Origin of the sequence: Micromonospora sp. NPDC049081 (assembly GCF_040648835.1) — a bacterium.
Taxonomy (GTDB): Bacteria; Actinomycetota; Actinomycetes; order Mycobacteriales; family Micromonosporaceae; genus Micromonospora; species Micromonospora antibiotica.
Genome location: NZ_JBEZEK010000002.1, coordinates 118,375 through 144,363, shown reverse-complemented (window position 1 = coordinate 144,363; position 25,989 = coordinate 118,375). Strand labels below are relative to the sequence as shown.

General features: G+C 72.8%; 20 protein-coding genes and 1 pseudogene. 8 read left to right on the top strand and 13 right to left on the bottom strand.

Going from position 1 to position 25,989, the window contains the following annotated elements; genetic code table 11:
* Positions 1–103 precede the first annotated feature (103 nt).
* On the top strand, positions 104–1,351 hold the full coding sequence (locus AB0B63_RS04515; RefSeq protein WP_357014567.1) for a phosphatidylserine decarboxylase: 1,248 nt from the start codon (positions 104–106) through the stop codon (positions 1,349–1,351).
* Positions 1,352–1,415: 64 nt separating this feature from the next.
* Here AB0B63_RS04515 and AB0B63_RS04510 read toward each other — a convergent pair whose 3' ends face one another.
* The 3 genes from AB0B63_RS04510 to AB0B63_RS04500 all read right to left on the bottom strand — a co-directional run bounded on the left by AB0B63_RS04510 (position 1,416) and on the right by AB0B63_RS04500 (position 4,775).
* Entirely contained in the window at positions 1,416–2,345 is a 930-nt protein-coding gene (locus tag AB0B63_RS04510) for a CDP-alcohol phosphatidyltransferase family protein (protein ID WP_208567968.1), read from the bottom strand.
* Between the two features lie 348 nt (positions 2,346–2,693).
* A complete protein-coding gene (locus AB0B63_RS04505) occupies positions 2,694–3,713 on the bottom strand; it encodes an NUDIX hydrolase (RefSeq protein ID WP_357014565.1) in 1,020 nt (339 codons plus the stop codon).
* A 111-nt stretch (positions 3,714–3,824) separates the two neighbouring features.
* Complete coding sequence (locus AB0B63_RS04500; protein ID WP_208567966.1) at positions 3,825–4,775, bottom strand: NUDIX hydrolase; 951 nt, start codon at positions 4,773–4,775, stop codon at positions 3,825–3,827.
* 144 nt (positions 4,776–4,919) lie between these two features.
* Here AB0B63_RS04500 and AB0B63_RS04495 point away from each other — a divergent pair.
* Positions 4,920–5,159 (top strand): annotated as a pseudogene (locus tag AB0B63_RS04495) (PspC domain-containing protein); the annotation flags it as partial.
* A 223-nt stretch (positions 5,160–5,382) separates the two neighbouring features.
* Here the strand turns inward: AB0B63_RS04495 and guaA are convergent.
* Positions 5,383–6,939 carry a glutamine-hydrolyzing GMP synthase gene (gene guaA, locus AB0B63_RS04490; protein WP_208567964.1) on the bottom strand — a complete coding sequence of 519 codons (1,557 nt, stop codon included), beginning with the start codon at positions 6,937–6,939 and terminating at the stop codon, positions 5,383–5,385.
* 68 nt (positions 6,940–7,007) lie between these two features.
* A complete protein-coding gene (locus AB0B63_RS04485) occupies positions 7,008–8,717 on the bottom strand; it encodes a GMC family oxidoreductase (RefSeq protein ID WP_357014562.1) in 1,710 nt (569 codons plus the stop codon).
* Positions 8,718–8,847: 130 nt separating this feature from the next.
* Between AB0B63_RS04485 and AB0B63_RS04480 the strand changes: the two genes are divergently transcribed.
* Positions 8,848–9,966, top strand: a complete 1,119-nt coding sequence (locus tag AB0B63_RS04480; RefSeq protein ID WP_208567962.1) for an LCP family protein — start codon at positions 8,848–8,850, stop codon at positions 9,964–9,966.
* A gap of 39 nt (positions 9,967–10,005) precedes the next feature.
* Here AB0B63_RS04480 and AB0B63_RS04475 read toward each other — a convergent pair whose 3' ends face one another.
* The 3 genes from AB0B63_RS04475 to guaB all read right to left on the bottom strand — a co-directional run bounded on the left by AB0B63_RS04475 (position 10,006) and on the right by guaB (position 14,427).
* Complete coding sequence (locus tag AB0B63_RS04475) at positions 10,006–11,454, bottom strand: M1 family metallopeptidase (protein ID WP_357014559.1); 1,449 nt, start codon at positions 11,452–11,454, stop codon at positions 10,006–10,008.
* A 262-nt stretch (positions 11,455–11,716) separates the two neighbouring features.
* Entirely contained in the window at positions 11,717–12,835 is a 1,119-nt protein-coding gene (locus AB0B63_RS04470; RefSeq protein WP_208567960.1) for a GuaB3 family IMP dehydrogenase-related protein, read from the bottom strand.
* A gap of 29 nt (positions 12,836–12,864) precedes the next feature.
* Positions 12,865–14,427: an IMP dehydrogenase gene (gene guaB / locus AB0B63_RS04465; protein ID WP_357014557.1), complete on the bottom strand. Its 1,563-nt coding sequence runs from the start codon at positions 14,425–14,427 to the stop codon at positions 12,865–12,867.
* 195 nt (positions 14,428–14,622) lie between these two features.
* On the opposite strand from guaB, the gene AB0B63_RS04460 reads away from it, so the two are divergent.
* Positions 14,623–15,036 (top strand): DUF5319 domain-containing protein, encoded by a 414-nt coding sequence (locus AB0B63_RS04460; RefSeq protein ID WP_208567958.1) that lies wholly within the window; start codon positions 14,623–14,625, stop codon positions 15,034–15,036.
* A 103-nt stretch (positions 15,037–15,139) separates the two neighbouring features.
* On the opposite strand, the gene AB0B63_RS04455 is transcribed toward AB0B63_RS04460, so the two are convergent.
* On the bottom strand, positions 15,140–15,964 hold the full coding sequence (locus AB0B63_RS04455) for a helix-turn-helix transcriptional regulator (protein ID WP_208567957.1): 825 nt from the start codon (positions 15,962–15,964) through the stop codon (positions 15,140–15,142).
* Positions 15,965–16,218: 254 nt separating this feature from the next.
* On the opposite strand from AB0B63_RS04455, the gene AB0B63_RS04450 reads away from it, so the two are divergent.
* Positions 16,219–16,602 (top strand): WhiB family transcriptional regulator, encoded by a 384-nt coding sequence (locus AB0B63_RS04450; RefSeq protein ID WP_208567956.1) that lies wholly within the window; start codon positions 16,219–16,221, stop codon positions 16,600–16,602.
* Positions 16,603–16,848: 246 nt separating this feature from the next.
* Here the strand turns inward: AB0B63_RS04450 and AB0B63_RS04445 are convergent, their stop codons facing one another.
* The 4 genes from AB0B63_RS04445 to groES all read right to left on the bottom strand — a co-directional run bounded on the left by AB0B63_RS04445 (position 16,849) and on the right by groES (position 22,452).
* Complete coding sequence (locus tag AB0B63_RS04445) at positions 16,849–18,300, bottom strand: non-reducing end alpha-L-arabinofuranosidase family hydrolase (protein ID WP_357014554.1); 1,452 nt, start codon at positions 18,298–18,300, stop codon at positions 16,849–16,851.
* A 180-nt stretch (positions 18,301–18,480) separates the two neighbouring features.
* A complete protein-coding gene (locus tag AB0B63_RS04440) occupies positions 18,481–20,289 on the bottom strand; it encodes a molybdopterin-dependent oxidoreductase (RefSeq protein ID WP_357014552.1) in 1,809 nt (602 codons plus the stop codon).
* 129 nt (positions 20,290–20,418) lie between these two features.
* On the bottom strand, positions 20,419–22,065 hold the full coding sequence (gene groL, locus AB0B63_RS04435) for a chaperonin GroEL (protein WP_357014550.1): 1,647 nt from the start codon (positions 22,063–22,065) through the stop codon (positions 20,419–20,421).
* A gap of 72 nt (positions 22,066–22,137) precedes the next feature.
* Positions 22,138–22,452, bottom strand: a complete 315-nt coding sequence (gene groES, locus AB0B63_RS04430) for a co-chaperone GroES (RefSeq protein WP_084261531.1) — start codon at positions 22,450–22,452, stop codon at positions 22,138–22,140.
* A gap of 357 nt (positions 22,453–22,809) precedes the next feature.
* On the opposite strand from groES, the gene AB0B63_RS04425 reads away from it, so the two are divergent.
* From AB0B63_RS04425 to AB0B63_RS04415, 3 genes are all read left to right on the top strand, one after another.
* A complete protein-coding gene (locus AB0B63_RS04425; RefSeq protein WP_357014547.1) occupies positions 22,810–24,078 on the top strand; it encodes a methyltransferase domain-containing protein in 1,269 nt (422 codons plus the stop codon).
* Positions 24,079–24,087: 9 nt separating this feature from the next.
* Positions 24,088–24,567 carry a Cys-tRNA(Pro) deacylase gene (gene ybaK, locus AB0B63_RS04420; protein WP_357014545.1) on the top strand — a complete coding sequence of 160 codons (480 nt, stop codon included), beginning with the start codon at positions 24,088–24,090 and terminating at the stop codon, positions 24,565–24,567.
* 212 nt (positions 24,568–24,779) lie between these two features.
* Positions 24,780–25,880, top strand: a complete 1,101-nt coding sequence (locus AB0B63_RS04415; RefSeq protein WP_208567950.1) for a substrate-binding domain-containing protein — start codon at positions 24,780–24,782, stop codon at positions 25,878–25,880.
* Positions 25,881–25,989: the final 109 nt, after the last annotated feature.

Here is a 25,989-nt window from a genome sequence, read left to right as displayed (position 1 = left end):
CGCGCACCAGGTGCCCCGGCACCGGCCCGGATGCGCCTCGTCCGGGCGTCCGAGGCGGTCCCGCCGCGACGTCCGTCTCTACCCCGTCAGGAGCCCGCCCGACATGACCCAGTTCCCCGCCGTGCGCCCCTCCGGTCCATCCGGTCCGGTCCGCATCGGCGAGCGTGCCGCCCGTACCCTCGTCGCCGAACTCGCCCGACGCAACGACCCGAAGGCAGCCCTGCTGGTGGGTGCGGCCCCCGGGGCCGCGGCCCTCGCCGCGGCGATCGACGCGCTGCTGCCGGGCGACACGTTGACCGTCGTGCCGGCCGCGACGACCGACGCCGCCACGCTGCGTGAGCACGTGACGGCCCAGGGCCGCTGGGTCGCCGACCGGGTCCGGGTGGTCGACTCCCTCGCCGAGGCGGACGCCGCCGAGCTGGTCATCGCCGCCGAGCCGTTCACCGGCACCGACGAGGAGACCCGCGACGTCGTCGACGGGCTCACCAAGTACCTGACCGACGGCGCGGTGCTCAGCGTCGCCGCACCGGTGTTCCGCACCGACGGGGCCGCCGCCGAACTGGACCGGATCGGGGTGCTGCACGGCGTCCGCACCGACCTGGTGCTGCGTAACTCCCCGCCGGTACGGGTGCACCACCTGCGGTTCACCCCGGCCGCCGCCGCCTCGGCCGCCCAGCTGGCCCCGGCGTACCGGCCGTCGAGCGTGCCGCTGACCCGGGGCATGCACATCGACTCGAACGGGGTCGCCGCGGCCGGCATCGCGCTCGGCCTGGCCGCCGTCGCCCGGGTCGTCCGGCCGAAGTCGAAGCTGTGGCTGGTGCCGGCGCTGGCTGCCGCCCCGGTGGCCGCGTTCTTCCGGGACCCGCAGCGGGACGTGCCGGAGGACCCGTCCGCGGTGGTCGCCGCCGCCGACGGTCAGGTGCTGTCGGTGCAGCGGCTGCACGACGAACGGTTCGGCGACGGTGAGTGGCTGCGGATCGCGGTCTTCCTGTCGGTGCTGGACGTGCACGTCAACCGCTCCCCCGTGGCGGGCAAGGTGGTCGACTACTTCGTCGCCGACGGCGGCTTCGTCAACGCCATGAAGCCGGACGCCGAGCACAACGTCGCCGCCTACACGGTGCTGGACACCGCGCACGGCACGGTGGTGGTGGCGCAGCGGACCGGGCTGATCGCCCGCCGGATCGTGCAGCGGGCACCGGTGGGGGCGCTGCTGGCCCGGGGGGAGCGGTTCGGGCTGATCCGTTTCGGCTCCCGCACCGACGTCTACCTGCCGGCCGACGCCGCCACCCCGCTGGTCGGCCCCGGCGACAAGGTGGTCGGCGGTTCCTCGGTCATCGCCCGCTGGAGCTGAGTCGACACGAACGCGAACAGGGGCGCCGCGGTCGCGGCGCCCCTGTTGCGTAACTGTGGACGGGTCAGGCGGTGCGGCGCTGGTGCAGCCAGAGCAGCGGACCGCTGACCAGGTAGCCCACCACCACGAGGGCGAAGGTGAGCCGGATGTCGACAAGCGCGCCGACGGCCGGGGCCAGCCACAGCCACGGCGGCAGTTTCACCAGCCGGGCCAGCTTGGCGTACGGGAAGCTGGAGACCATCGCGAAGGCCAGCAGCGCCACCCCGCCGATCTGCACGCTCGCCGGCAGCGGCAGCCCGATGGCCACGGTGAGGGCGAGCACCGCCGCCGCCATCGTGGTGGGCACACCGCAGAAGAACCGGCCGTCCTTGGGCGAGACGTTGAACCGGGCGAGCCGGATCGCGGCGCAGGACGCGACGAGGGCGGCCGCGACCGCCGCGGCGGCGGTGGGGGCCGATCCGGCCAGTGCGGCGTAGACCACCACCGGGGCGGCGAGGCCGAACGAGCACATGTCGGCCAGCGAGTCCATCTGGGCGCCGAACGGGCTGGCCACGCCGAACTTGCGGGCGAGCGCGCCGTCGAGGCCGTCGAAGATGACGCAGGCGATCAGCAGGAGTGCTGCGATCCGGGTCTGGCCGTTCATGGCGACGAAGATGGCGTTGATGCCGAGCACCAGGCTGGCCAGGGTGCAGGCGTTGACCAGCGCGAACTTCATCCGGCGGGCGGGGGTACGCGCGCCGGGGAGCAGCGGGATCGCCATCGCGGGCGACTCGTCGACCGGCGCGGCGGGGCTGAGGGCCGGGCTGACCGGGGCGACCGCCGCGATCTCGGCACGGTCGAGGGTGACCCCGCGACGGTCGAAACCGTAACGGCGACGCTGCCGGTCGACGCGGTGCTCGGGAAGAACCAGGTCGGTGCCGTTGAGCTGGTCGCCATCCCGGCGACCCACCCGGACCAGCAGCACCTGGCGGGCGAATGTGCTGCTGCGGCGCAACCGGCCCGCCCAGCGACGCCCTGCGGGGCGCGGACTGTCAGTCGTACGACGCCGGCGCCATGGGGCTCTCGGCACGTTTTCCTCCATCACCGGATCGGCTGGCCGCCCGTGTGGGCGGGTGTCCGGCTGTCTCGTGCCGGACCGCTCTTGGCCCGGCAGCCGTTCGAGCGGAGTACACCATTGCACAGCGGCGTGGTGGTTGGCGATAGCTGCCGGCGGTACTGGTAACTACTCTTAACCGCGCAAACCGCTCGCTTATTCCCATCTCGGGCCTCATCGCCCGTTTTCTTCGCCAACCGCAGTGCCGACTTTACCGGAGCACCCCACAGTCGGCTCGGCGAGCGACCGTCATCCGACCGTCCGCCCGGTGGCCAACTCCGCGACGTCGGTCATCATCAGGCCGCTGAGCTTGGCAGACGTGAACCAGGCGGCGGCCTGCGTCGATCCGCCGGCCGCCTCGGTGACCACCGGATCGGTGGGCTCGTCGACCAGCACCCGATAGATCACCCGCACTCCGTGCCAGTCCAAGGGACGCCCTTCCGGACCCAACGCGACCGGATTGTGCAGATTGTCGGCCAGCATCAGTCGGTCGATCCGGCCCCGCTGACCCGACTCCTCCACCAACTCCCGTAACAGACCGTCAACCGGTTGCTCACCGTGATCGGTGCCGCCACCGGGCAGGTGCCACCGACCGGCACCCGGATAGCCGGGCGCGATCATCGTGAGCAGCACCCGTCCGTCGGGGTCGGTGACCAGCCCGTACGCGGCGAACCGCTGCCGTCGGTCAGCAGTGGCGTCAGCCCCGGCGGACGCCCCTTCCGCCGACCCCTCCTCTTCCGCCGACCCCGACCCGGCCGGTGAACCCGACGGGGCCGGCCCGGTCGGTGGTCCGGCAGCGGGCGGAGGTGGTGGCGCTCCAGGCGGTCCGGCGACGGGCCGGGTGGGCAGGCCGAACAGTTCGGCGGTGAACGGCATCAGCGGCAGCGTGGCGGCCTGCTGCGGGGTGCACCAGGCCAGTTCGGCGGGACCGTCGGCGGTCGTCCGGTCACCGTGCGACGGCTGACCATCGGGGACCGTGACGTGAAACACCAACCGGTCGGTGTGCACCGACACCTCGACCGCGCCGAGACGGCGGGTGGACAGGTCGGCGACGGCGGCGCGCAACCCGCCGACGGCGACGCCCAGCCCGGTCTCCCCGGCGAACCGGCGGACCACCGTGTCGGCCGGATGCTCCGCGTGCGCCACACCCCCACCGGGCAGCCGCCAGAGCCCCGGTGCCGGATCAGCTGCGGCCCCGCGCACCAGCAGCACCCGGCCGGTGTCGTCCGCACACCAGCCGTACGCCGCGATCCGTCGTCGCTCCTGCACGTGTACTCCCCCGCCCGCGGTCCGCCCCGTCGATCATGAGGCTAGCGGTCGCCCGAGCGGGGTGGGTGCCGTCGCGCCGGCCTGTCCGGCCGGTGCGACGGGGGCAGCCGGTCAGGCGGTGAGGCGGGCGGCCTGGACCGCCTCGGCGGTGACCTCGGTGAGCCGGTCGGTGGGCAGGGCGCCCAACTCCTCGCGGCCGAACCAGCGGGCCTCGCAGGTGGAGCCGCCCACGTCGGTGACGGTGGGCGGGGCGGGCTGGTCGACCATCACCCGGTAGAAGGCCCGTACGCCGTGCCAGTCGATCGGGTAGCCCTCCGGGCCGAGCGAGGCGGCGTCGCGGTGGCTGGCCACCCCGAGCAGCTCGACCAGTCGCCCCGTCTGCCCGGTCTCCTCGACCAGTTCCCGGATCAGCGCCGCGCCCGGCTGCTCGCCGTAGTCGGTGCCGCCGCCGGGCAGGTGCCAGCAGCCCGCGCCCGGGTAGCCGTCGGAGACCCGGGTGAGCAGCACCCGACCCGCCGGGTCGGTGGCCACCGCGTACGCGGCGAAGCGCTGCGCCCGGTGCAGCCCGTCCGGGCCGGGGACGGCGTAAAAGGAGGGGAACTCGGGGGCCTCGTCGGGGACCACGTCGGCGGAGGACGCCGGCAGCCCGAGGGCACGGGCGGTGAAGGCCCGCAGCGGCAGCTCCCGTGCCTCGTCGAGGGTGTACCAGCGGGCCAGGTCGGTGGAGCGGTCGACCCGGTCGGTGAGGGTGCCGCCGCGCACCGACACCTGGTAGATCAGGCGGTCGGTGTGGATGGTGATGCGGCGCTCGGGCAGCGCGCGCATGTCGGCCAGCACGTCCGCCAGGCCGGCGACGGCGACCGAGAGGCCGGTCTCGGCGGCGGTCTCCCGGACGACGGTGTGGTTCGGGTCCTCGCCGTGGTCGACCGCCCCGCCGGGCAGGGACCATACGCCGGGGGTGCCGGAGCGCTCCGATGCGCGGACCAGTAACACTCGGCCGATTGAATCAGCACAGACTGCATATGCCGCGATCCTGCGGAGCGGCTCCAGCAAGGTGGTCACGGGGCCAAATTCTCCCCGGGTCGCGTTACCAGTGCGGAAAAGAGTCGGATTCCTGACTCAGGGCTGGCCCCTCGGGGATCGATCAGGGTAGGGATCGGGGCAGTCACCGAGGTCGTCGGGGTGGTCGGCGCGGACCGTGGAGACATGACTTCGACGAGCACCCCTCACGCCCCGTACAAGCAGCTCCGCCGGCCGACCACCGACCGGATGGTGGCCGGCGTCGCCAGCGGTCTCGGCCGCTACTTCGCCGTCGACCCCACCCTGGTCCGGGTGTTGTTCGCGGTCGCGACCCTGGTCACCGGCGGTCTGGCCGCGCTGGCGTACCCGATCATGTGGTTCCTGATGCCCGAGGAGCCGGCCGGCGCACCGGCCTGGCCGCACCCGACCGACCCGGCGGCGCAGCCGGCGACGACGGCTCCGACCACCTGGCCGCAGCCGACGGCCCCGACCACCGGACCCCAGCCGGGCGGGCCGACCACCTGGCCGCAGCGGGACGGTCCGACCACCGGGCCGCAGCCGGGCGGGCCGGCGGTCGGGTATCAGCCGGGCGGGCCGGCGACCGGGCCGCAGCCGCCGACGACCCCGCCGACGGCCGGCTGAGCCCGGCTCACTCCCACTCGATGGTGCCCGGCGGCTTGCTGGTCACGTCCAGGACCACCCGGTTGACCTCGGCGACCTCGTTGGTGATCCGGGTGGAGATCCGGGCCACCACCTCGTAGGGCAGCCGGGACCAGTCGGCGGTCATCGCGTCCTCGCTGGAGACCGGGCGCAGCACCACGGGATGCCCGTAGCTGCGCCCGTCACCCTGCACCCCGACGCTGCGCACGTCGGCCAGGAGCACCACCGGGAACTGCCAGACACCCCGGTCCAGGCCGGCTGCCGTCAGCTCCTCCCGGGCGATCAGGTCGGCGTGGCGCAGCAGGTCGAGGCGCTCGCGGTCGACCGCGCCGATGATCCGGATGGCCAGGCCCGGCCCCGGGAACGGGTGCCGCCACACCATCGCCTCGGGCAGGCCCAACTGGAGCCCGAGCGCCCGGACCTCGTCCTTGAACAGCGTGCGCAGCGGCTCGACCAGGGCGAACTTCAGATCCTCCGGCAGGCCGCCGACGTTGTGGTGGCTCTTGATGTTGGCGGTGCCGGTGCCGCCACCGGACTCGACCACGTCCGGGTAGAGGGTGCCCTGCACCAGGAACTCGACGTCGCCGTGGGCGGCGATCTCCCGGGCGGCGGCCTCGAAGACCCGGATGAACTCCCGGCCGATGATCTTCCGCTTCTGCTCCGGGTCGGTCACCCCGGCCAACGCGCCGAGGAACCGGTCGGCCGCGTCGACCACCTTCAGCTTGATGCCGGTGGCCGCCACGTAGTCCTTCTCCACCTGCTCGGCCTCACCGGCGCGCAGCAGGCCGTGGTCGACGAAGACGCAGGTGAGCTGGTCCCCCACCGCCTCGTGGACCAGCGCGGCGGCGACCGCCGAGTCCACCCCGCCGGACAGGCCGCAGATGACCTCCTTGTCGCCGACCTGGGCCCGGATCCGGGCCACCTGCTCGTCGATGATGTTCTGCGGGGTCCAGGTTGGCGCGATGCCGGCGATGTCGTAGAGGAAGCGGCGGAGCATCTCCTGCCCCTGCGCGGTGTGCCCCACCTCCGGGTGGAACTGCACACCGGCCCGCCGACCGGCCAGGTCCTCGAAGGCGGCGACCGGGGCACCCGCCGACTCGGCGGTCACCGTGAACCCGGCGGGGGCCTCGGTCACCGCGTCACCGTGGCTCATCCAGACCGGCAGGTCCGCCGGCAGGTCCCGCAGCAGCACACCCGGGTCGAGCAGCCGGGGACGCAGCGGGGTGCCGCCGTACTCCCGGTTGCCGGTCCGGGCGACCGTGCCGCCGAGCGCCTGGGCCATCGCCTGGAAGCCGTAGCAGATGCCGAAGACCGGCACGCCCGCGTCGAACAGCCCGGCGTCGATCTGCGGGGCGTCCGGGGCGTAGACACTGGACGGGCCGCCGGACAGGATGATCGCGGCCGGGTCCTTCGCCAGCATCTCGGCGACCGGCATGGAGTGCGGGACGATCTCCGAGTAGACCTTCGCCTCGCGCACCCGGCGCGCGATGAGCTGGGCGTACTGGGCTCCGAAGTCCACCACGAGGACGGGGCGAGGCGTGCTCATGTGGGCAAAGCCTACCGACAGTCACACCCGCCCCGGGCACGGGCCGCCCCCGGGCGTGCCGCACCCGGTCAGCGCGGCCCGTGACGCAGCGCGCCGGGGGCGTCCGCCGGGACCGCCGGGTGCCGCGGCACCACCGCACCCACCCGGGTGTACGCCGACCCGAGCGGCGGCCGCGGGTCCGGTTCACCCTTGTTCGGCCAGTACGACATGGCCCGTTCCGCCTGCGCGGTGATCGTCAGCGACGGGTTCACCCCGAGGTTCGCCGAGACCGCCGCCCCGTCGACCACGTGCAGTCCCGGATGGCCGTGCACCCGGTGCCACGGGTCGATCACCCCGTCGGCCGGGGTGACCCCGATCACCGCACCGCCGAGGATGTGCGCGGTCATCGGGATGTCGAACGGTTCGGTGAGCGCCCCGCCGGGGGTGCCGCCGATCTCCTCGGCGAGCAGTCGGGCGGCCCGGTTGCCGGCCGGGATCCAGGTCGGGTTCGGGGTGCCGTGCCCCGGCCCGGAGACCAGCCGCCGCCGGCCCAGCCACCCCTGCCGCCAGCGGGTGGTCAGCGAGTTGTCGACCGACTGCATCACCAACGCGATGACCGTCCGCTCGGACCAGTGCCGCACCGAGAGCATCCGGACGGCCTGCCCCGGGTGCCGGGCCAGGCCGACCAGCCAACGCCGGAGCCGGTGCGGGCCACCGTCGACCAGCAACGACTGGAGCAGCCCCATCGCGTTGGCGCCCCGGCCGTAGCGGACCGGCTCGACGTGGGTCTGCGGGTCGGGGTGGAACGAGCTGGTGATCGCCACCCCGTCGGTGAAGTCCAGCCCCCGCAGCCGGGCCTGCCGCCAGCCGACCGACGCGCCGAGGATCGCCTCCGAGTTGGTGCGGGTCAGCTCGCCGAGGCGGTCCGACAGGTGGGGCAGCGCACCGGTCTGCTTCATCTCGTGCAGCAGCCGTTGGGTGCCGAGCGCACCGGCCGCGAAGACCACCTGGTCGGCCCGGAACACCTGGCGTCGCCGCCGCAGCCAGGCGCCGGTCCGTACGGTGTGCACCCGGTAGCCGCCGTCGGCGGCCGGCTGGACGGCGGTGACCGTGGTCAGCGGGTGGACCCGCGCGCCGAGCCGTTCGGCCAGCCACAGGTAGTTCTTGACCAGGGTGTTCTTGGCACCGTGCCGGCAGCCGGTCATGCACGAACCGCAGTGCGTGCAGCCGGTACGCTCCGGGCCCGCCCCGCCGAAGTACGGGTCCGCCACGCGTCGACCGGGGTGGCCGAGGTGCACCCCCACCGGGGTGGGCCCGAAGGTGTGCCCCACCCCCATCCGCTCGGCCACCGCCCGCATCGCCCGGTCCGCGCCGGTGTGCCGGGGGTACGTGGTGACCCCGAGCATCCGGGCGGCCTGGTCGTAGTGGGGGGCGAGTTCGGCCCGCCAGTCGGTGACGTCGCGCCACTGCGGATCGGTGTAGAAGGCGTCCGGCGGCTGGTAGAGGGTGTTCGCGTAGACCAGGGAGCCGCCGCCCACCCCGGCGCCGGAGAGCACCAGCACACCGCCGCCGTGCTTCCGGTCGGCCGGGCGGAGCAGGGTGAGCCGTTGCAGCCCGTAGCAGCCGAGCCGGGGTGCCCAGAGGAACCGGCGCAGCCGCCAGGAGGTCTGCGGGAACTCGTCGTCGGCGAACCGCCGACCCGCCTCCAGCACGCCGACGGTGTAGCCCTTCTCGGCCAGCCGCAGCGCGGTGACGCTGCCGCCGAAGCCGGAGCCGATGACGAGCACGTCGTACCGCATGAACGCATCATTACCGGCGGGTAGCCATCGCGCCAGTGCCGGATTTCGCGCGATCATGCTCACCGTCGCCGATCGACGCCCGCAACCCGGGGGGCCGGTCGACGCGTTGTGCAGACGGGGGTGGCGAGCGATGACTCAGGAAACCGGAACGGGACGCCCACGATGGGTGTGGGGGCTGGCCGCCCTGGTCGGTGTCGTACTGGTGGCGGTGGTCGCCCTGGTGGTGACCCGGCAGGTCCGCGACGACGGGCCACGGCGTACGGCCGGACCGGTCGCCACGACCGCCAGCCCCACGCCGAGCCCCACCCCCAGCCCGACCCCGCCCCCCGGCGCGGCCATCACCGGCCCGCTCAACCTGCTGCTGGTCGGGGTGGACACCCGGGTCAGCGTGCCCGGTTGGGAACCGCACGGCGACTCGGTGCTGATCCTGCACGTGCCGGCCGGGCTGGACCGGGCGTACCTCTTCTCGCTCCCCCGCGACCTGGTGGTCGACATCCCGGCGTTCCCCAAGTCGGGCTACCGGGGCGGCCGGACCAAGCTCACCCACGCCATGAGCTACGGCAGCCGGGTGCCGGGCAAGCCCAAGAACCCGAGCGCCGCCCAGGGGTACGAGCTGCTGCGCAGCACCGTCACCGGGTACACCGGGCTGCGCTTCGACGCCGGTGCGGTGATCACCTTCAACGGCTTCGACCGGCTGGTCGACACCCTCGGCGGGGTGGACCTCTACGTCGACCAGCGGGTCCCCTCCCTGCACCGCCGACCGGACGGCAAGTACCGCGACCCGGCCCCCGGTGGGGGCGGCTACACCGGCCCGCAGATGGTCTACGAGAAGGGCGAGCGGCACCTCAACGGCTGGCAGGCGCTGGACTACGCCCGGCAGCGCTACATCACCGGCGGCGACTACGCCCGACAGCGGCACCAGCAGCAACTCCTCCGGGCGCTGGCCGCCAAGATCCTCAGCGAGAACCTGGCCCGGGAACCCGACCGGGTGGACCAGGTGGTGGCGGCGCTCGGCGACACCCTGGTCTATGCCGGCGGCCCGCGCATCGTCGACCTGGCGTACGCGCTGGGTGGGATGAGCGCCGACCGGATCACCCTGGTCGGGCTGCCCGGCGACGGGGTGGGCAAGGGCAGCAGCTACCGGGGTGAGCAGCTCACCAGCGTCGGCAAGGGCTTCTTGCCCGCGCTCAAGGCCGGCAAGGCCGAAACCTACCTCGACGCCCACCCCGAACTGCGGGTGAAGAACTGACCTGGTGCGGGTCGGGCGGGCGGACCCGGCCGCAGCCGGTCAGCGGCGGGTGGGGGTCGCGGGGCGTTCGGTGCCGTACAGCCAGGTGGCGAAGAGGTCGTCGAGCTGCTGCCCGCTGACCCGCTCGGCGGTCGCCACGAACTCGGCGGTGGTGGCGTTGCCGTTGCGCTTCTCCGCCGCCCAGGTCTTCAGCAGCCGGAAGAACGCCTCGTCGCCGATCGTCACCCGCAACGCGTGCACGGTCATCCCGCCCCGCTGGTAGACCGACTCGCTGAACAGGTTGGTCACCCCGGGCGCGGCCGGCGGCACCCGCCAGACCTGGTCGTCGGACGCGGCGTACTGCTGCTCGAAGGCGGCCTGCGCGGTCTCCCGGCCCTGGTGCTCGGCCCAGAGCCACTCGGCGTACGTGGCGAGCCCCTCGTTGAGCCAGATGTCCTCCCAGCGGGCCACCGAGACGCTGTCGCCGAACCACTGGTGGGCGATCTCGTGGGCGACCACCCCGGTGTTCTCGCCGGTGCGGAAGAAGTTGGCCGAGTAGACCGGCCGGCTCTGCGTCTCCAACGCGTACCTGATCCGGGGCTCGTCGACCACCACCCCGCCGTACGCCCCGAACGGGTACGGCCCGAAGACGGTCTCCAGGTAGTCGGCGACCGCCAGGGTGCCGGCGATCGACTCGTCGGCGGCACCCCGGGGCAGGCTGGCGGCGACCGCGTTGAACACCGGTCGGCCCCGGTGTTCGCCGGTGCTGGTGCGGTACTTCCCGATCACCACCGTGCTCAGGTAACTCGCCATCGGGGTCGCCTCGGACCAGCGCCAGGTGGTCCAGCCACCCGCCGCCGGGCGTTGCCCCTGCGGCACCCCGTTGGCGACCGCGACCAGCCCCTTGGGCACGGTGATCTCGAAGTCGTAGGCGGCCTTGTCGGAGGGGTGGTCGTTCACCGGGAACCAGCTGCTCGCCGACTCGGGCTGGCCGAGCGCGATCGCCCCGTCGGCGGTGTGCAGCCAGCCCCCCTCACCGATCGTCTCGTTGGGCAGCGGCACCGGCTGCCCGTCGTAGCCGACCTCGACGGTGAACGCCGCCCCGGACCGGACCGGCGTGCCCGGGGTGACCACCAGCTCGGCTCCCTCGCGGGCGTGCCGGGCCGGGGTGCCGTCCACGGTGACCCGGCGGACCGTCAGGCCGGCCAGGTCGAGGTGGAACAGGGGCAGGTCGGCGGTGGCCCTGGCCCGCACGGTGGTGGTGCCGCGCAACTCGTCGCCGGCGGGGTCGTAGCGGACCTTGAGGGTGTACCGCTCGACGTCGTAACCGCTGTTGCCGGCGGTCGGGAAGTAGGGGTCGCCGACGCCGGCGGGGCCGGGGGTCACGCTCGGGGTCGCACCGGGGGTCGGGGCGGACCGGGACTGCCGGGGCTTCGGGTCGGCCGTGCAGCCGGCCAGGGCGAGCGCCACGGTCACCAGCAGCGCGAGGCCGCGCCGGTTCCGGCTCATGGCCACCTTCGTCCCCCGTTCGCCGCCCCGCCGTGCGCGCAGCCTACCGAGCGGGTCGACCCCGTGCGCGCCGAACGACGGACCGACGGCAGGGCGGGTCGGCGGCCCCACGGCAGGGCCGAACGGCAGACCCGGGCAGGACCGGCCGGCGGGTCGAACGGCGGACCCGACGGCAGTGCCGCACGCCGGACCCGACGGCGAGACGGGCCGCGACGGCCGGCCGGGCCCACACCGGGGCCGGCCGGCCGTAGTGCCTGGCGGGTCAGCGGTCGAGGACCAGGCCGACCTTCTGGAACTCCTTGAGGTCGCGGTAGCCGCACTTGGCCATCGCCCGACGCAGCCCGCCGAAGAGGTTGAGCTGGCCGTCCGGCTCGTCGGCCGGGCCGAAGAGCAGCCGCTCCATCGAGCCGAGCGGCTCACCGGCCACCTCGAAGGCACCGCGCGGCAGCGACGGGTGGCTGGCCGCCGAGTGCCACCACGCCCCGCCGGCCGGGGCCTCCTCGCACAGCGACAGCGGCTCACCGAGCATCACCGCGTCCGCGCCGCAGCCGAGCGCCTTGGCGATGTCGCCGGAGGTCTGCATGTCACCGTCGGCGATGAGGTGCACGTAGCGTCCACCGGTCTCGTCGAGGTAGTCGCGGCGGGCCGCGGCGGCGTCGGCGATCGCGGTGGCCATCGGCACCCGGATGCCGAGCACCGACTCGCTGGTCGACCAGTCGTCGCCGCCGATGCCGACGATCACCCCGGCCGCACCGGTACGCATCAGGTGCAGCGCCGTCTTGTAGTCGGTGCAACCGCCGACGACCACCGGAAGGTCGAGGTCGGCGATGAACTCCTTGAGGTTCAGCGGTTCGTCGGTGGTCGAGACGTGCTCGGCCGAGACGATGGTGCCCTGGATGACCAGGATGTCGACGCCCGCGTCCAGGATCACCGGGGCCAACGCCAGGGTGTGCTGCGGGGAGACCCGGACGGCCACCGTGCTGCCACCGGCCCGCAGCTCACGGACCCGCTCGGCGATCAGGTCGGGGCGGATCGGCTCGGCGTAGACCTCCTGGAGCCGCTTGGTGGCCCGGGCGTCCTCGCCCAGACCGGCCAGCTCCTCCAGGACCTTGGCCGGGTTCTCGTACCGGGTCCACAGGCCCTCGACGTTGAGCACGCCCAGGCCGCCGAGCTGACCGAGCCGGACCGCCGAGGCCGGGCTCATGGTGGCGTCCGACGGGTGGCCGACACAGGGGATGTCGAACTGGTAGGCGTCGAGCTGCCAGCCGGTGGAGACGTCGTCGACGTCCCTGGTCCGGCGGCTGGGCACGATGGCGATGTCGTCCAGGTGGTAACCGCGCTGCGCGGTCTTGCCCAGCCCGATCTCGACCACGTCACGCATGAGGGACTCCAGGTGGTTGGGGTGGTGGGTCAGCGGGTGTGGTAGTTGGGGGCTTCGACGGTCATCTGGATGTCGTGCGGGTGGCTCTCCTTGAGCCCGGCCGCGGTGATCCGGATGAGCTGGCCCCGGTGGTGCAGGTCGGGGATGTTCTCCGCACCGGCGTACCCCATCGCCAGCCGCAGCCCACCGACCAACTGGTGGGCCACCCGGGACAGCGGCCCCCGGTAGGGCACCTGACCCTCCACGCCCTCCGGGACCAGCTTGTCGTCGCTGAGCACGTCCTGCTGGAAGTAGCGGTCCTTGCTGTACGACTTGGCCTGGCCCCGGGACTGCATCGCGCCCAGCGACCCCATCCCCCGGTACGCCTTGAACTGCTTGCCGTTGACGAAGATCAGCTCGCCGGGGCTCTCCTCACAACCGGCCAGCAGGCTGCCGAGCATCACCGAGTCGGCACCGGCCACCAGGGCCTTGGCGATGTCGCCGGAATACTGGATGCCACCGTCGCCGATCACCGGGACGCCGGCCGGACGGGCGGCGCGGGCCGCCTCCATGATCGCGGTCACCTGCGGCACGCCGACCCCGGCGACGATCCGGGTGGTGCAGATGGCCCCCGGGCCGACACCCACCTTGACGCCGTCGGCACCGGCGTCGACCAGGGCCTTCGCCCCGGCGTACGTGGCCACGTTGCCGCCCACGATGTCGATCGTGACGTCGGCCTTGAGCCGGCGGACCATGTCCAGCACGGCCCGCTGGTGACCGTGCGCGGTGTCCACGATCAGCACGTCGACGCCCGCGTCGACCAGGGTGCGGGCCCGCTTGTAGGCGTCCTCGCCGACCCCGATGGCGGCGGCGACCCGCAGCCGGCCGGCGTCGTCCTTGGTGGCCTCCGGGTACTGCTCGCTCTTGGTGAAGTCCTTCACGGTGATCAGGCCGCGCAGCCGCCCCGAGTCGTCCACGATCGGCAGCTTCTCGACCTTGTGCTGGCGTAGCAGCGCCAGCGCGTCGTCCTTGCTCACCCCGACCGGGGCGGTGACCAGCGGCGTCCGGGTCATGATCGCGTGGACCGGGGTGGCCGGGTCGGAGACGAAGCGCATGTCCCGGTTGGTGACGATGCCGACCAGCTGACCGTCGCCGTCGACCACCGGCACGCCGGAGATGCGGTAGCGACCGCACAGCTCGTCGACCTCGCGCAGGGTGTCCTCGGGGCTGGCCGTCACCGGGTTGGTGATCATGCCGGACTCGGAGCGCTTGACCAGGTCGACCTGGAGCGCCTGGTCCTCCAGGGACAGATTGCGGTGCAGCACGCCGATGCCGCCCTGCCGGGCCATGGCGATCGCCATCCGGGCCTCGGTGACGGTGTCCATCGCGCTGGACAGCAGCGGGATGGTCAACTCGACGTTGCGGGTGAGCCGGGTGCGGGTGTTCACCCGGCTGGGCACCACGTCCGACTCGCCCGGCTGGAGCAGCACGTCGTCGAAGGTCAGCCCGAGCGGCACCACCCGCGCCGACCCGGCGGGCAGCTCCGGCAGGTGGCCGCCCCACTCGCCGCTGTCGACGCCGGCCGGAAGATCGGTGCTGGGCGAATTCTCCACGATTGCTCCCCTGAGCTGCTCGGACGGGATTCAGCGAGGCGGCGCGCGCGGCACCGGCGCACGCCGGGGTGACGGCGAGTCGTCTCATCGTACCCACTGAGCTGGGCGGCCCTCGTCGGCGACCGGCCGGCGTCGGCGAGGCCACAGCGACCGCCGGGGGGCGCGTGCGGCGGGGGTTGGGTCTACGGTGAGGGGGTGCACGACGAGCCCATCGACCCGTTCAACGGCGACCCGGCCGATCCGGCTGCGGGGCTGGACGATCCGGGCGACGACGCCCCGCTCGACCCGCTGACCGAGGTCGAGCGGCAGGACGTGCTGGAAGACCTCGCCGACCTGGAGATCTACCAGGCCCTGCTGGCCCCGATCGGGGTACGCGGGTTGGTCATCGAGTGCGAGGACTGCCGCGAGCCGCACTACTTCGACTGGGACCTGCTCCGGGGCAACCTGCGTCACCTGCTCAGCTCGGGTCGCCCCCGGGTGCACGAGCCGGCCTACGACCCCGACCCGGACCACTACGTCACCTGGGACTACGCCCGTGGCTACGCCGACGGGGTGCACGACACGCTCACCGAGTCCACCGGCGACGACGACCCCGACCCGGACGACTGACCGGCACGACGGACGCCCAGGCACCCAGGCCGGCACTCTGACGACCAGGCCGGCACGACGCCCAGGCGGCACGACGGTCTGACGACCAGGCCGATGCGCCGGCTCAGGCGACCAGGCCGGCGCGGAAGCCGGCGGCCACCGCGTGCGCCCGGTCCCGGGCACCGAGCTTGCGGAACAGCCGTCGGGCGTGGGTCTTGACGGTGTCCTCCGAGACGAACAACTCCCGGCCGATCTCCGCGTTGCTCTTACCCTCGGCCATGCCGAGCAGCACCTGGAGTTCACGCTCGGTCAGCCCGACCGAGGTCCGCCCGCCGCGCGCGCCGGGGGCCGGCCGGGATACCCCACCGGCCGGGCCCGCCTCGACCGGGCCGGTCTCCGGTTCCTCGTCGACCTCGTCGTCACCGCGCTGCACGGGCACCACCGACGGCGCTCCGGGCGGCCCCTCGGCCGCCGCCTGCGACCAGCCTGCCGTCGGCGTACGGCCGGTGGTGGGTCGGGGTGGTGCACCGACCGCCGCGGTGTCCCGGGCGGGGTCGGCGACCCGGTGCCGGGCGGGCCGGCCGGGTGCGGAGAGCAGCAGCAGTGCCTTGGCCACCGCGCTGGTCAGGTCGTGGTCGGCACCCTGGATCAGGCCGCGCGCCCCGGCGCTGATGGTGGCCGCTGCGGCCTCCGACTCCTCGACGCCGAGCAGCAGCACCGCGGCCTGCGGTGCGCGGGCCAGCACCCGGCGGACGAAACCGGCGCTGTCCGGCCGGGTGAGCGCCGTGTCGGCGAGCACCACGTCGACCGGGCGTTCGGCGAGGCGCAGCATCACCTCGGGATCGGAGACGGCCGTCCGGACGACCGCGGCCAGGCCGAGTCGCGACGCCGCATTGGTCAACTGCTGCGCGGCGGCCGGTGTCCGGACGCATACGAGAACGGTACGCACGGTGGTCTCCTCTCCGGACACGAGCAGACCATGACGGGGTCCACCGGGGAGGAGGTTCCGGGCAATCCTCTGAACTTTTCCGACATTTGGGTCATAGGCCGCAGTCGGCTCGGGTTTTCGATCTCATCACGTGTGAGTCGACGCGGGTTCGGGTACCGATGCTCCAGGCCGGAAGGCGGTACGCAGCGCGGACCACAGCCCGGACACCGGTTCAACGAGGATCTCCGCGGTGCCGCGCGGGAGGAGGGGTGCTGATGTCGAACGTACGCAGACTGCCCGGACCCATCGTCGACCTGTGGGACTGGCAGCGTCTCGGTGCCTGCCGGGGCCGCGACAGCGCCCAGTTCTTCCACCCGGACGGCGAGCGCGGTTCTTCGCGGCTGCGCCGGGAGTCCGGCGCCAAGTCCGTCTGCCAGGCCTGCCCGGTGCGGGCCGAGTGCGCCGCCCACGCCCTCGCGGTACGCGAGCCGTACGGCGTCTGGGGTGGGCTCAGCGAGTCGGAGCGGCTGCGGCTGCTCGCCCTCGGCTGGGAGGACCTGGCCGACCGCCGGCAGACCCGGGTGGACATCGCCCGGATGGAGGCCCGCCTCGGCGCTCCGCACAAGACCGCCGTACCGGCCCAGCACAAGATCGCCTGACCGACCCACCACACCTCGACGAGGCCGCACTCCGATCTCCGGAGCGCGGCCTCGTCGTTTCCCCGGCCCCTGGTCCCGACGCCGGGCCGGCCGACATGCACGAAGAGCGGGGCGGGCCCGGCATCGCCGGACCCGCCCCTCATTCCACCCGATCCCACTGCCGAGCCGTCCTACGGCTCACCCGGTGCGGCATACGCCACCGGTCGCGGGAGTCAGGAACAGCGGGGTCCCCCCTGCGTCACGCCGTCAGCGCTGCAGGGTCAGCAGACCCGGCCGGTACGGCAGGAGGCCGTAGTCACCGCCCGAGTTCGTGGCGCGGCCCTGGTACAGCAGCTGCAGGTTGCACGGGTCGATCGTGTTCGTCTGGTCCGCGCTGGTGCGCAGCAGCTCACCGTGACTGATGTCGTTGGTCCAGGTGGCACCGCTGTTGGCCTTGCCCGCGAACGGGTTGTTGTAGGTCGTCGCGTTCGGCGTCCAGGTGCCGCTCAGGCTGGTCGCCGTGAACGAGCGGAAGTAGCGCTCCCAGCCGCTGGTCCTGGCCTCGATGATCATCAGGTACTGGTTGCGGCCCGCGACCTTGTAGACCTGCGGCGCCTCGAAGATGTTCTCCGAGGTGTCACTCATGATCGTCGTGTAGCTGGAGCCGAAGCTGCCCGGGAAGTTCCCGATCGGCATGATCTGGCGGTAGATTTTGCCGTTGTCACCGGCGAAGAACAGGTACATGTTCTGGTCGTCGCCGATGATCGTCTGGTCGATCACGCCGGTGCCGGAGTCGGTGATCTTCGCGGTCGACAGGGTCTGCGCGGCCGACCAGCCGTTGGCGTTGGCCGGGTTGGTCGACGTGCGGTACGAGAACGACGTCGGGCCCCACTGGTGGGCGAGGATCCAGATGTTCTTCGGCGCGAAGTAGAACAACGACGGCGCGACGGTGCTCTGGCTCATGGTGTTCTGGGGGGCCGTGGCGAGCTGGTTGAGGTTGTCGACCAGGCCGAAGTTCATCGAGCCCCAGCCACCGGTGGCGCTACTGCTGTGGGTGGTGGCGTACACCAACTGCTTGCCCTGGTAGGGGGCGATGGTGAAGTCCTTGAGCGACGCCCAGCCGGACTTCGGCTGCGCCAGCGGACCGGTCGACGACCAGCGGTAGGACGTCGGCAGGGAGCAGTTGCCCGGCGGCGGGGTGGTCGGCGGAGGCGTGGTCGGCGGCGGGGTCGTGGGGGGCGGCGTGGTCGGCGGCGGGGTCGTGGGGGGCGGCGTGGTCGGCGGCGGGGTGGTCGGGTTCGGGCCACCGTTGCAGGCCACCCCGTTGAGCGCGAAGCTCGTCGGGACGGGGTTGCTGGACGTCCACGCGCCGTTGAAGCCGAACGACACCGAGCCGTTGGTCGGGATCGCGCCGTTGTAGCTGACGTTCTTGGCGGTCACCGCCGAGCCGCTCTGCGTCACGGTCGCGTTCCACGCCTGGGTCACCGACTGCCCGGAGGCGAAGGACCAGGTCAGCGTCCAACTGCTCAGCGCGTCACCCAGGTTGGTGATGGCGACGTTGGCCCCGAAGCCGCCACCCCACTCCGAGGAGACGGCGTAGTTCACCGAGCATCCCGCCGCCGCCGCGCCTGCGGGCAACGCGGTGACGATCGATGCCGACGCCAGCAACGCGACACCGGCCGAGATCAGGCCGACATTGGCCGATCTGGATCTGGACATAAAACACCCTCCTGACAGGACGGAACGTGCACATTGGTGGTGGTCGTTGTTAGGTGAACGTTAACAGTCGCATCAGGGATGTTACGGGAGCGCTCCCACAGCCTCAACCCTCGACACCACGGAGGATTTTCCGGTAATCAACATATCGATCAGGACTGATGACCGAGAGGTGGTACGGAATCAGCGGACGGTGACTGTGACACTGTGCCAACCGGTGGCGCCGTCCGGGGCCACCGGGGCGGCCAGCGGGGTCTGGGTCTCGCCGTCCCGGTCGGTCGCCCGCACCTGGAGGGTGTGCTCACCCGGGGTCGCCGGCCACCGCCACGACCACTGCACCCAGGTGTCCACCGACACCGCCGGGGCGAGGGTCGCCTCCTGCCACGCGCCGCCGTCCACCCGTACCTCGACCCGGGCGATCCCCCGGTGCTGCGCCCAGGCCACCCCGGCCACCACCACCTCACCGGCGGTCAGCCGGTTGCGCGGGCGGGGGGTGTCGATCCTCGACTGGGTCTTCACCGGCCCCTGCGCCGACCAGCCACGTGGCACCCAGTACGCGTCGAAGTCGGCGAAGCTGGTCAACTCCAACTCGGTGACCCACTTGCAGGCCGACACGTACCCGTAGAGGCCCGGCACCACCATCCGCACCGGGAACCCGTGCTCGACGGGCAGCGGCTCGCCGTTCATCCCCACCGCCAGCAGGGCGTCCCGGCCGTCGCGCAGCACCGCCGTCGGGGTACCGCAGGTCCAGCCGTCGACCGAGCGGCCGACCACCTGGTCGGCCCCCTCCTCCGGTTCCGCCTCGTCGAGCAGTTCCCTGATCGGGACGCCCAGCCAGCGGGCGTTGCCGATCAGGTCCCCGCCCACCTCGTTGGAGACGCAGGCGAGGGTGACGTAGCGCTCCACCATCGGGCGGGCGAGCAGCTCGGCGAAGGTCAGCTCGATCGGCTTGCGTACCCGGCCGTGGATGCGCAACCGCCAGGTCTCCGGATCGACCTGCGGCACCACCAGCGCCGTGTCGATCCGGTAGAAGCCACCGTTCGGCGTGGTGTAGGGGGCGAGCTGGGCCAGCGACAGGTCCGCGCCGGCCGGCACCGTAGGCGCCGCCGCCGACGGGGTGGGCAACGCGACCGCCTCCCGGGCCGCCGAGACCCCCCGCCGCCCGGCGAGCCAGTGCCCGCCCAGCCCCACCACGGTCGCCGTGCCCGCCAGCAGGCCGGCCCCCCGCAGGAACCGCCGCCGGGACTCGGGGTCGGTCGACTCCAACGGTTCCCAGCCGGCCGGTGGCCCGGCGGCCGGGGCCGGATCGCCCGGCACGACGGACCGCTCCACCGCAGGCCCCGGGGTCGGCTCACCCATCGACGTGGCGGACGACCCGACGGCTGCGGGCCCCCCTGCGGCCGGGGACGGGGACACCTCCGCCGCCGGGGACGGCCCGGACGGAGCCGGCTCACCGGAAGGAGCCGGCGCGGGGTGGGCCGGCGGGGTGGACGGGAGCGCGGTGGGTGGCAGCGCGGCGGATGGCAGGGCGGTGGGTGGCTGCCAGGGCCAGGGGTCGAGCTGCCACGGGCCGGCCACGAACGCCCAGAGCACCAGCGCACCCAGCCCTCCGCCGAGCAGGGCCGGAAGGGTGTCGGCGGCGTCCGCGCCGGCCCGGGTGAGCGCGGCGGCGGCACCGAGACCGGCGAACACCGTGATGCCCAACAGCCCCACGGCCAGCCGGCGGGCGGCGAGCACACCGATCCCGGCGGCGAACGCCGCCAGCAGCACCGCCGTACCCACCAACAGGGCGATCTTGTCGTACCGGCCGAAGACGTCGATGGCGAACTGCTTGAGCGGCTCGGGGACCGTGTCGACCACCACCCCGCCGACCGCGATCAGCGGGGCGGAACGTGGGCCGGTGAGGACGGCGACCGGCTCGGCGACACCGATGGCCACCACGGCGGCGGTGACCCCGGCCAGTGCGGCGAAGCCGCGGGGGGTGGTGCTCATCCGGCCAGTGTCGTCGATCGACCGGGCCGGCCGCCAACCACGTCACCGATCCGTAAGCAGCCGCCCCCGGACGCGTCAGGGCGCACCGCCGAGGTACGACGGTGCGCCCTGAACAGGCGTACTACCGGGTCAGAAACCCGGGCCGTGCTGGTGGCCGTGACCGTGGCCGTGGCCGTGCCCACCGGCGGCGGCCGGCTCCGGCTGCTCCGGCTTCTCCACCACGAGGCTCTCGGTGGTCAGCAGCAGACCGGCGATCGAGGCGGCGTTGGTGACCGCGTTACGGGTCACCTTCACCGGGTCGATGATGCCGGACTTGACCAGGTCGACGTACTCGCCCTTGGCGGCGTCGAGGCCGTGGCCCCACTCCTTGCCCGCGACCTTCTCGACCACCACGTAACCGTCGTGGCCGGCGTTCTGGGCGATCCAGCGCAGCGGCTCGACCAGCGACTTGCGCACGATCGAGACACCCACCTTCTCGTCACCGGTCAGGCCCAGGTCGTCGTCGAGCACCGAACGGATCTGGGCCAGCGCGGCGCCGCCGCCGGGAACCGTACCCTCCTCGACCGCGGCCTTGGTCGCGGCGATCGCGTCCTCGATGCGGTGCTTGCGCTCCTTCATCTCGACCTCGGTCGCCGCGCCCGCCTTGATGACCGCGATGCCACCGGAGAGCTTCGCCAGCCGCTCGGCCAGCTTCTCCCGGTCCCAGTCGGAGTCGGACGCCTCGATCTCCTTGCGGATCTGGGCGACCCGGTCGGCGACCTCGGCGGACTGGCCGCCGCCGTCGATGACGGTGGTGTTCTCCTTGTCGACCACGACGCGCCGGGCGGTGCCGAGCGCCTCCAGGCCGACCTGGTCGAGGCGGTAGCCCAGCTCCGGGGCGACCAGCTCGGCGCCGGTCAGGATCGCCATGTCCTGCAGCATCGCCTTGCGGCGGTCGCCGAAGCCCGGGGCCTTGACCGCGCAGACCTTGATGGTCTTGCGGATCGCGTTGACCACCAGGGTCGACAGCGCCTGGCCGTCGACGTCCTCGGCGACGATCAGCAGCGGCTTGCTGTTCTGGAGGACCTTCTCCAGCAGCGGCAGCAGCTCCTCGATCGCCGAGATCTTCTGCGTGGTGATGAGGATGTACGGGTCGTCCAGCACCGACTCCTGCGACTCGGAGTCGGTGACGAAGTTGGGCGAGATGAAGCCCTTGTCGAACTGGAGACCCTCGGTCACCTCCAGCTCGGTGGTGAGGGTGGAGCCCTCCTCGACGGTGATGACACCGTCGCGGCCGACCCGCTCCATCGCCTCGGCGATCAGCTCGCCGATGGTGGCGTCCTGCGCGGAGATCGTCGCCACGTGCGCGATCGACTCCTTGTCGGCCACCTCGACGGCCCGGCCGAGCAGCGCCTCGGAGACCTTGGTGGCCGCCGCGTCGACACCCCGCTTGAGGCCGGTCGGGTTGGCCCCGGCGGCCACGTTGCGCAGACCCTCGCGCACCATCGCCTGGGCCAGCACGGTCGCGGTGGTGGTCCCGTCGCCGGCGACGTCGTTGGTCTTCGTCGCCACCTCCTTGACCAGCTGCGCGCCGAGGTTCTCGTACGGGTTGGTGAGCTCGATCTCCTTGGCGATGGTCACACCATCGTTGGTGATCGTCGGCGCACCGAATTTCTTGTCCAGGACGACGTTGCGCCCGCGCGGGCCGAGGGTGACCTTGACCGTGTCCGCGAGGGCGTTGACACCGTGCTCCAGCAGGTGTCGGGCGTCGTCCGAGAAGCTCAGGATCTTCGCCATGAATGTCCCTTCGAAGCGTCGTCGCCCCGGCCCGGCGAGCCGGACCGGGGCGACGACACTGGAATCGGTTGGTTACTTCTCGATGACCGCGAGAACGTCGCGGGCGGAGAGCACCAGGTACTCCTCGCCGGCGTACTTGATCTCGGTGCCGCCGTACTTCGAGTAGAGAACGGTGTCGCCGACCTTGACGTCGAGCGGCACGCGGTTGCCCTTGTCGTCGATCCGGCCCGGGCCGACGGCGAGGACGGTGCCCTCCTGCGGCTTCTCCTTGGCGGTGTCGGGGATCACGATGCCCGACGCCGTGGTGGTCTCAGCCTCGTTCGCCTGGACCACGATGCGGTCCTCGAGCGGCTTGATCGCAACCTTGGTCGCGGTAGTCACGGGCATACCCTCCTGGGGTACTTGGTTTCGTTGCCGGCCGAGAGTCCGACCAGCGTCAATCTGCCACATGCCACCGGGCGGGGCCGTCGTCGCGGGTGCCGGTCCGCCTGGCGTTCAGCACCCGGACCAGGTGGTCCGGACGCTGGCACCCTCAGGGTGAGAGTGCTAATCGCAGGTTATTCCTCGGCTAGCACTCCGTCAAGGAGAGTGCCAATCCGCCGCCCTTCGTGTCGACCGGGCGGTGCCCGACCCGACGGCGGCGGTCCGGCGGTGCGGACACCGGCCGGAGGCCGCGACACCGCCCGGAGGCCGCGACACCGGCCCGACCGAGTCGGCCCGCCGGCCGGGCCGGACAATGAGGGCGTGGATCTCGACCAGTTCGCCGCGCTGCGTACCCCCGAGGGGTCGGTCGTGCTCGCCGCGGCGACCGAGGTGGCCGGCGGCGACCCGCTGGTCGCGGCGGCGGCGCTGCGGTCGCGTGGGGTGCCCCCCGGGCTGGCCGCCGCCGCGCTGACCCAGGCCGAGCTGCGTCGCCGGGCGGTCGGCAAGTTCGGCCCCGAGGCGGCCGGGATGTTCCTCACCCGCCCCGGCCTGGAGCAGGCCACCCGTCGGGTCGTCGCCGACCGGCGGGCCGGGCGGCTCGCCGCCGCCGGGGTGCGCACCCTCGCCGACCTGGGCTGTGGCCTCGGCGCCGACGCGCTCGCCGCCGCCCGCGCCGGCATCCGGGTGTACGGGGTGGAGGCCGACCCGGTCACCGCCGCGCTGGCCGCCGCGAACGCCGAGGCGGCCGGCCTGGCCGGGCGGTTCACCGTCGAGTGCGGCGACGCGACGGCGTTCGACGTGACCCGGGTCGACGCGGTCTTCTGCGATCCGGCCCGGCGGCGGGCCGGCACCGGACGACGGATCTTCGACCCGAACGCCTACTCGCCGCCGTGGGACTTCGTCACCGGGCTGGCCGGCCGGGTGCCGCACACGGTGGTGAAGGTGGCCCCCGGCGTCGACCACGCGTTGATCCCGGCCGGGGCCGAGGCGGAGTGGGTCAGCGTCGACGGGGACCTGGTCGAGGCGGCCCTCTGGGGCGGCCCGCTCGCCGAGGTGCCCCGCCGGGCGACCGTGCTGAGGGCGGGGACCGCCGACCGGCACCGCCCGGCGGACGGTTCTCCCACCTGCCGTACCGCCGACCGCGATCCGGTCGCCGTCCACCAGCTGACCGGCACCGGTGCGGCCGAGGCCACGGTCGGACCGGTGCGGCGCTACCTGTACGACCCGGACCCGGCGGTGGTCCGGGCGCACCTGGTCGCGGAGCTGGCCGGCACGCTCGACGCGACGCTTGCCGATCCGAGCATCGCCTACCTCTATGCCGACGCCCCGCGGCCGACCCCGTTCGGCCGGTGCCTGGAGATCGTCGACGTGTTGCCGTTCTCGCTGAAGCGGCTGCGCGCACTGCTGCGGGAGCGCCGGGTCGGCCGGGTCGAGATCCTCAAGCGGGGCTCGGCGCTGGTGCCCGAACAGCTGCGCCGGGACCTGCGGCTGAGCGGGGAGAACCCGGCCAGCCTGGTGCTGACCCGGGTCGCCGGGGCACCGACGGTGCTGGTCGGTCGACCGGTCGCGGACGGGGCCGGGCCGGGCTAGCGTGACCGCATGGCGGGACGGTCCACCGCGGCGACGGCGCTGCTGACCAGGCAGAAGATCACCCACAGCATCCATCCGTACGACGTCTCCCCGGATGCGCCCCACTACGGCGCGCTGGTCGCGGCGGCGCTCGGGGTGCCACCGCAGCGGGTGTTCAAGACCCTCGTCGCCGAGGTGGACGGGGCGCTGACGGTGGCGGTCGTCCCGGTCACCAGCGAGCTGGACCTCAAGGCGCTGTCGGCGGCGGTCGGTGGCAAACGGGCCGCGTTGGCCGACCGGGCCGTCGCCGAACGGAGCACCGGGTACGTGCGGGGCGGGATCAGTCCGCTCGGTCAGCGGCGACGGTTGCCGACGGTGGTGGACGTCTCCGCGCTGGACCACGAGACCGTCTATGTCTCGGCGGGTCGCCGGGGGTTGCAGCTCCAGCTCGCCCCGACCGATCTGGTCGCCCTCACCGGGGCCGGTACCGCGCGGATCGCCACCCGCTGACCAGCCCCGACTGGGCGGTCGCAGACCGGACACGCAGCGTGATTGCGGGACGGGTGTCCTGCGGGTGACAACCGCGTTGCTGAATTGTTACCGCCCCCAACAAACTTCTGACCTCGGCAGTCTTGCGCCCGAGATGTGAGCGGGAATACGTTGCCGGACACAACAAAACACCGACCACTCCTTCCCCCACCCTCGAAAGGACCCGTGCAGACATGCGCAAGGGCTTCCTCACCTTCGCCGCCGTCGGCCTGCTCGCCACCGGCAGCATGGCCGCCTGTGGCGACGACTCCAGCAGCAACGACACCGGCGGCAGCGCCGCCAAGAAGCCGAAGATCGGCGTGATCCTGCCGGACAGCAAGTCCTCCGCCCGCTGGGAGACGGCCGACCGCCGGTTCCTCAAGGAGGCGTTCGACGCCGCCGGCGTCGAGTCGGACATCCAGAACGCGCAGAACGACAAGAACGCCTTCCAGACCATCGCCGACCAGATGATCACCGGTGGCGTCACCACCCTGATGATCGTCAACCTGGACTCCGGCACCGGCAAGGCCGTGCTGGACAAGGCGAAGTCGCAGGGCGTCGCGACGATCGACTACGACCGGCTCACCCTGGGCGGCTCCGCGCAGTACTACGTCAGCTTCGACAACGAGGCCGTCGGCAAGCTCCAGGGCGAGGGCCTGGCCAAGTGCCTGACCGAGAAGGGCGTCAAGAACCCGACGGTCGCCTACCTCAACGGCTCGCCGACCGACAACAACGCCACCCTGTTCAAGAACGGCTACGACTCGGTGCTCAAGCCGAAGTTCGAGTCGAAGGAATACACCAAGGGCCCCGACCAGGCCGTCCCGGACTGGGACCCGGCGCAGGGTGCCACCATCTTCGAGCAGATGCTCACCCAGACCGGCGGCAAGATCGACGGTGTGCTCTCCGCCAACGACGGCCTCGGCAACGCGGCCATCTCGGTGCTCAAGAAGAACAAGCTCAACGGCAAGGTCCCGGTGACCGGCCAGGACGCCGACGTGACCGGCCTGCAGAACATCCTCGCCGGTGACCAGTGCATGACCGTCTACAAGGCCGTCAAGAAGGAGGCCGACGCGGCCGCCGAGCTGGCCATCGCCGTGGCGAAGGGCGAGCGCAAGGAGACCGGGCAGACCGTCAAGGACCCGGAGAGCGGCCGGGACGTCCCGTCCGTGCTGCTGGAGCCGAAGGCGATCGACAAGTCGACCGTCAAGGACGTCGTGGCCGACGGCTACGTCGACAAGGCCAAGCTCTGCACCGGCGCGTACGCCGCGCTCTGCACCGCCAACGGCATCAGCTGACCCGTACGACGAGCGTCGTACCCCGCCGACGCGACGCCGCCCGGCACGGAACCTCGTGCCGGGCGGCGCTCGCCGCCGGACGGGTCCCGAGATCTTCCCTCCGTACGAA

What these genes read in the sequence shown, in the direction of transcription:
- AB0B63_RS04475 (WP_357014559.1), bottom strand. Translation starts at nt 11,454, where the DNA reads ATGAGCCGGAACCGGCGCGGCCTCGCGCTGCTGGTGACCGTGGCGCTC.
- guaA (WP_208567964.1), bottom strand. Translation starts at nt 6,939, where the DNA reads ATGAGCACGCCTCGCCCCGTCCTCGTGGTGGACTTCGGAGCCCAGTAC.
- AB0B63_RS04415 (WP_208567950.1), top strand. Translation starts at nt 24,780, where the DNA reads ATGCGCAAGGGCTTCCTCACCTTCGCCGCCGTCGGCCTGCTCGCCACC.
- AB0B63_RS04445 (WP_357014554.1), bottom strand. Translation starts at nt 18,300, where the DNA reads ATGTCCAGATCCAGATCGGCCAATGTCGGCCTGATCTCGGCCGGTGTC.
- AB0B63_RS04440 (WP_357014552.1), bottom strand. Translation starts at nt 20,289, where the DNA reads ATGAGCACCACCCCCCGCGGCTTCGCCGCACTGGCCGGGGTCACCGCC.
- AB0B63_RS04450 (WP_208567956.1), top strand. Translation starts at nt 16,219, where the DNA reads ATGTCGAACGTACGCAGACTGCCCGGACCCATCGTCGACCTGTGGGAC.
- groL (WP_357014550.1), bottom strand. Translation starts at nt 22,065, where the DNA reads ATGGCGAAGATCCTGAGCTTCTCGGACGACGCCCGACACCTGCTGGAG.
- AB0B63_RS04485 (WP_357014562.1), bottom strand. Translation starts at nt 8,717, where the DNA reads ATGCGGTACGACGTGCTCGTCATCGGCTCCGGCTTCGGCGGCAGCGTC.
- AB0B63_RS04480 (WP_208567962.1), top strand. Translation starts at nt 8,848, where the DNA reads ATGACTCAGGAAACCGGAACGGGACGCCCACGATGGGTGTGGGGGCTG.
- AB0B63_RS04470 (WP_208567960.1), bottom strand. Translation starts at nt 12,835, where the DNA reads ATGCGTGACGTGGTCGAGATCGGGCTGGGCAAGACCGCGCAGCGCGGT.
- ybaK (WP_357014545.1), top strand. Translation starts at nt 24,088, where the DNA reads ATGGCGGGACGGTCCACCGCGGCGACGGCGCTGCTGACCAGGCAGAAG.
- groES (WP_084261531.1), bottom strand. Translation starts at nt 22,452, where the DNA reads ATGCCCGTGACTACCGCGACCAAGGTTGCGATCAAGCCGCTCGAGGAC.
- AB0B63_RS04515 (WP_357014567.1), top strand. Translation starts at nt 104, where the DNA reads ATGACCCAGTTCCCCGCCGTGCGCCCCTCCGGTCCATCCGGTCCGGTC.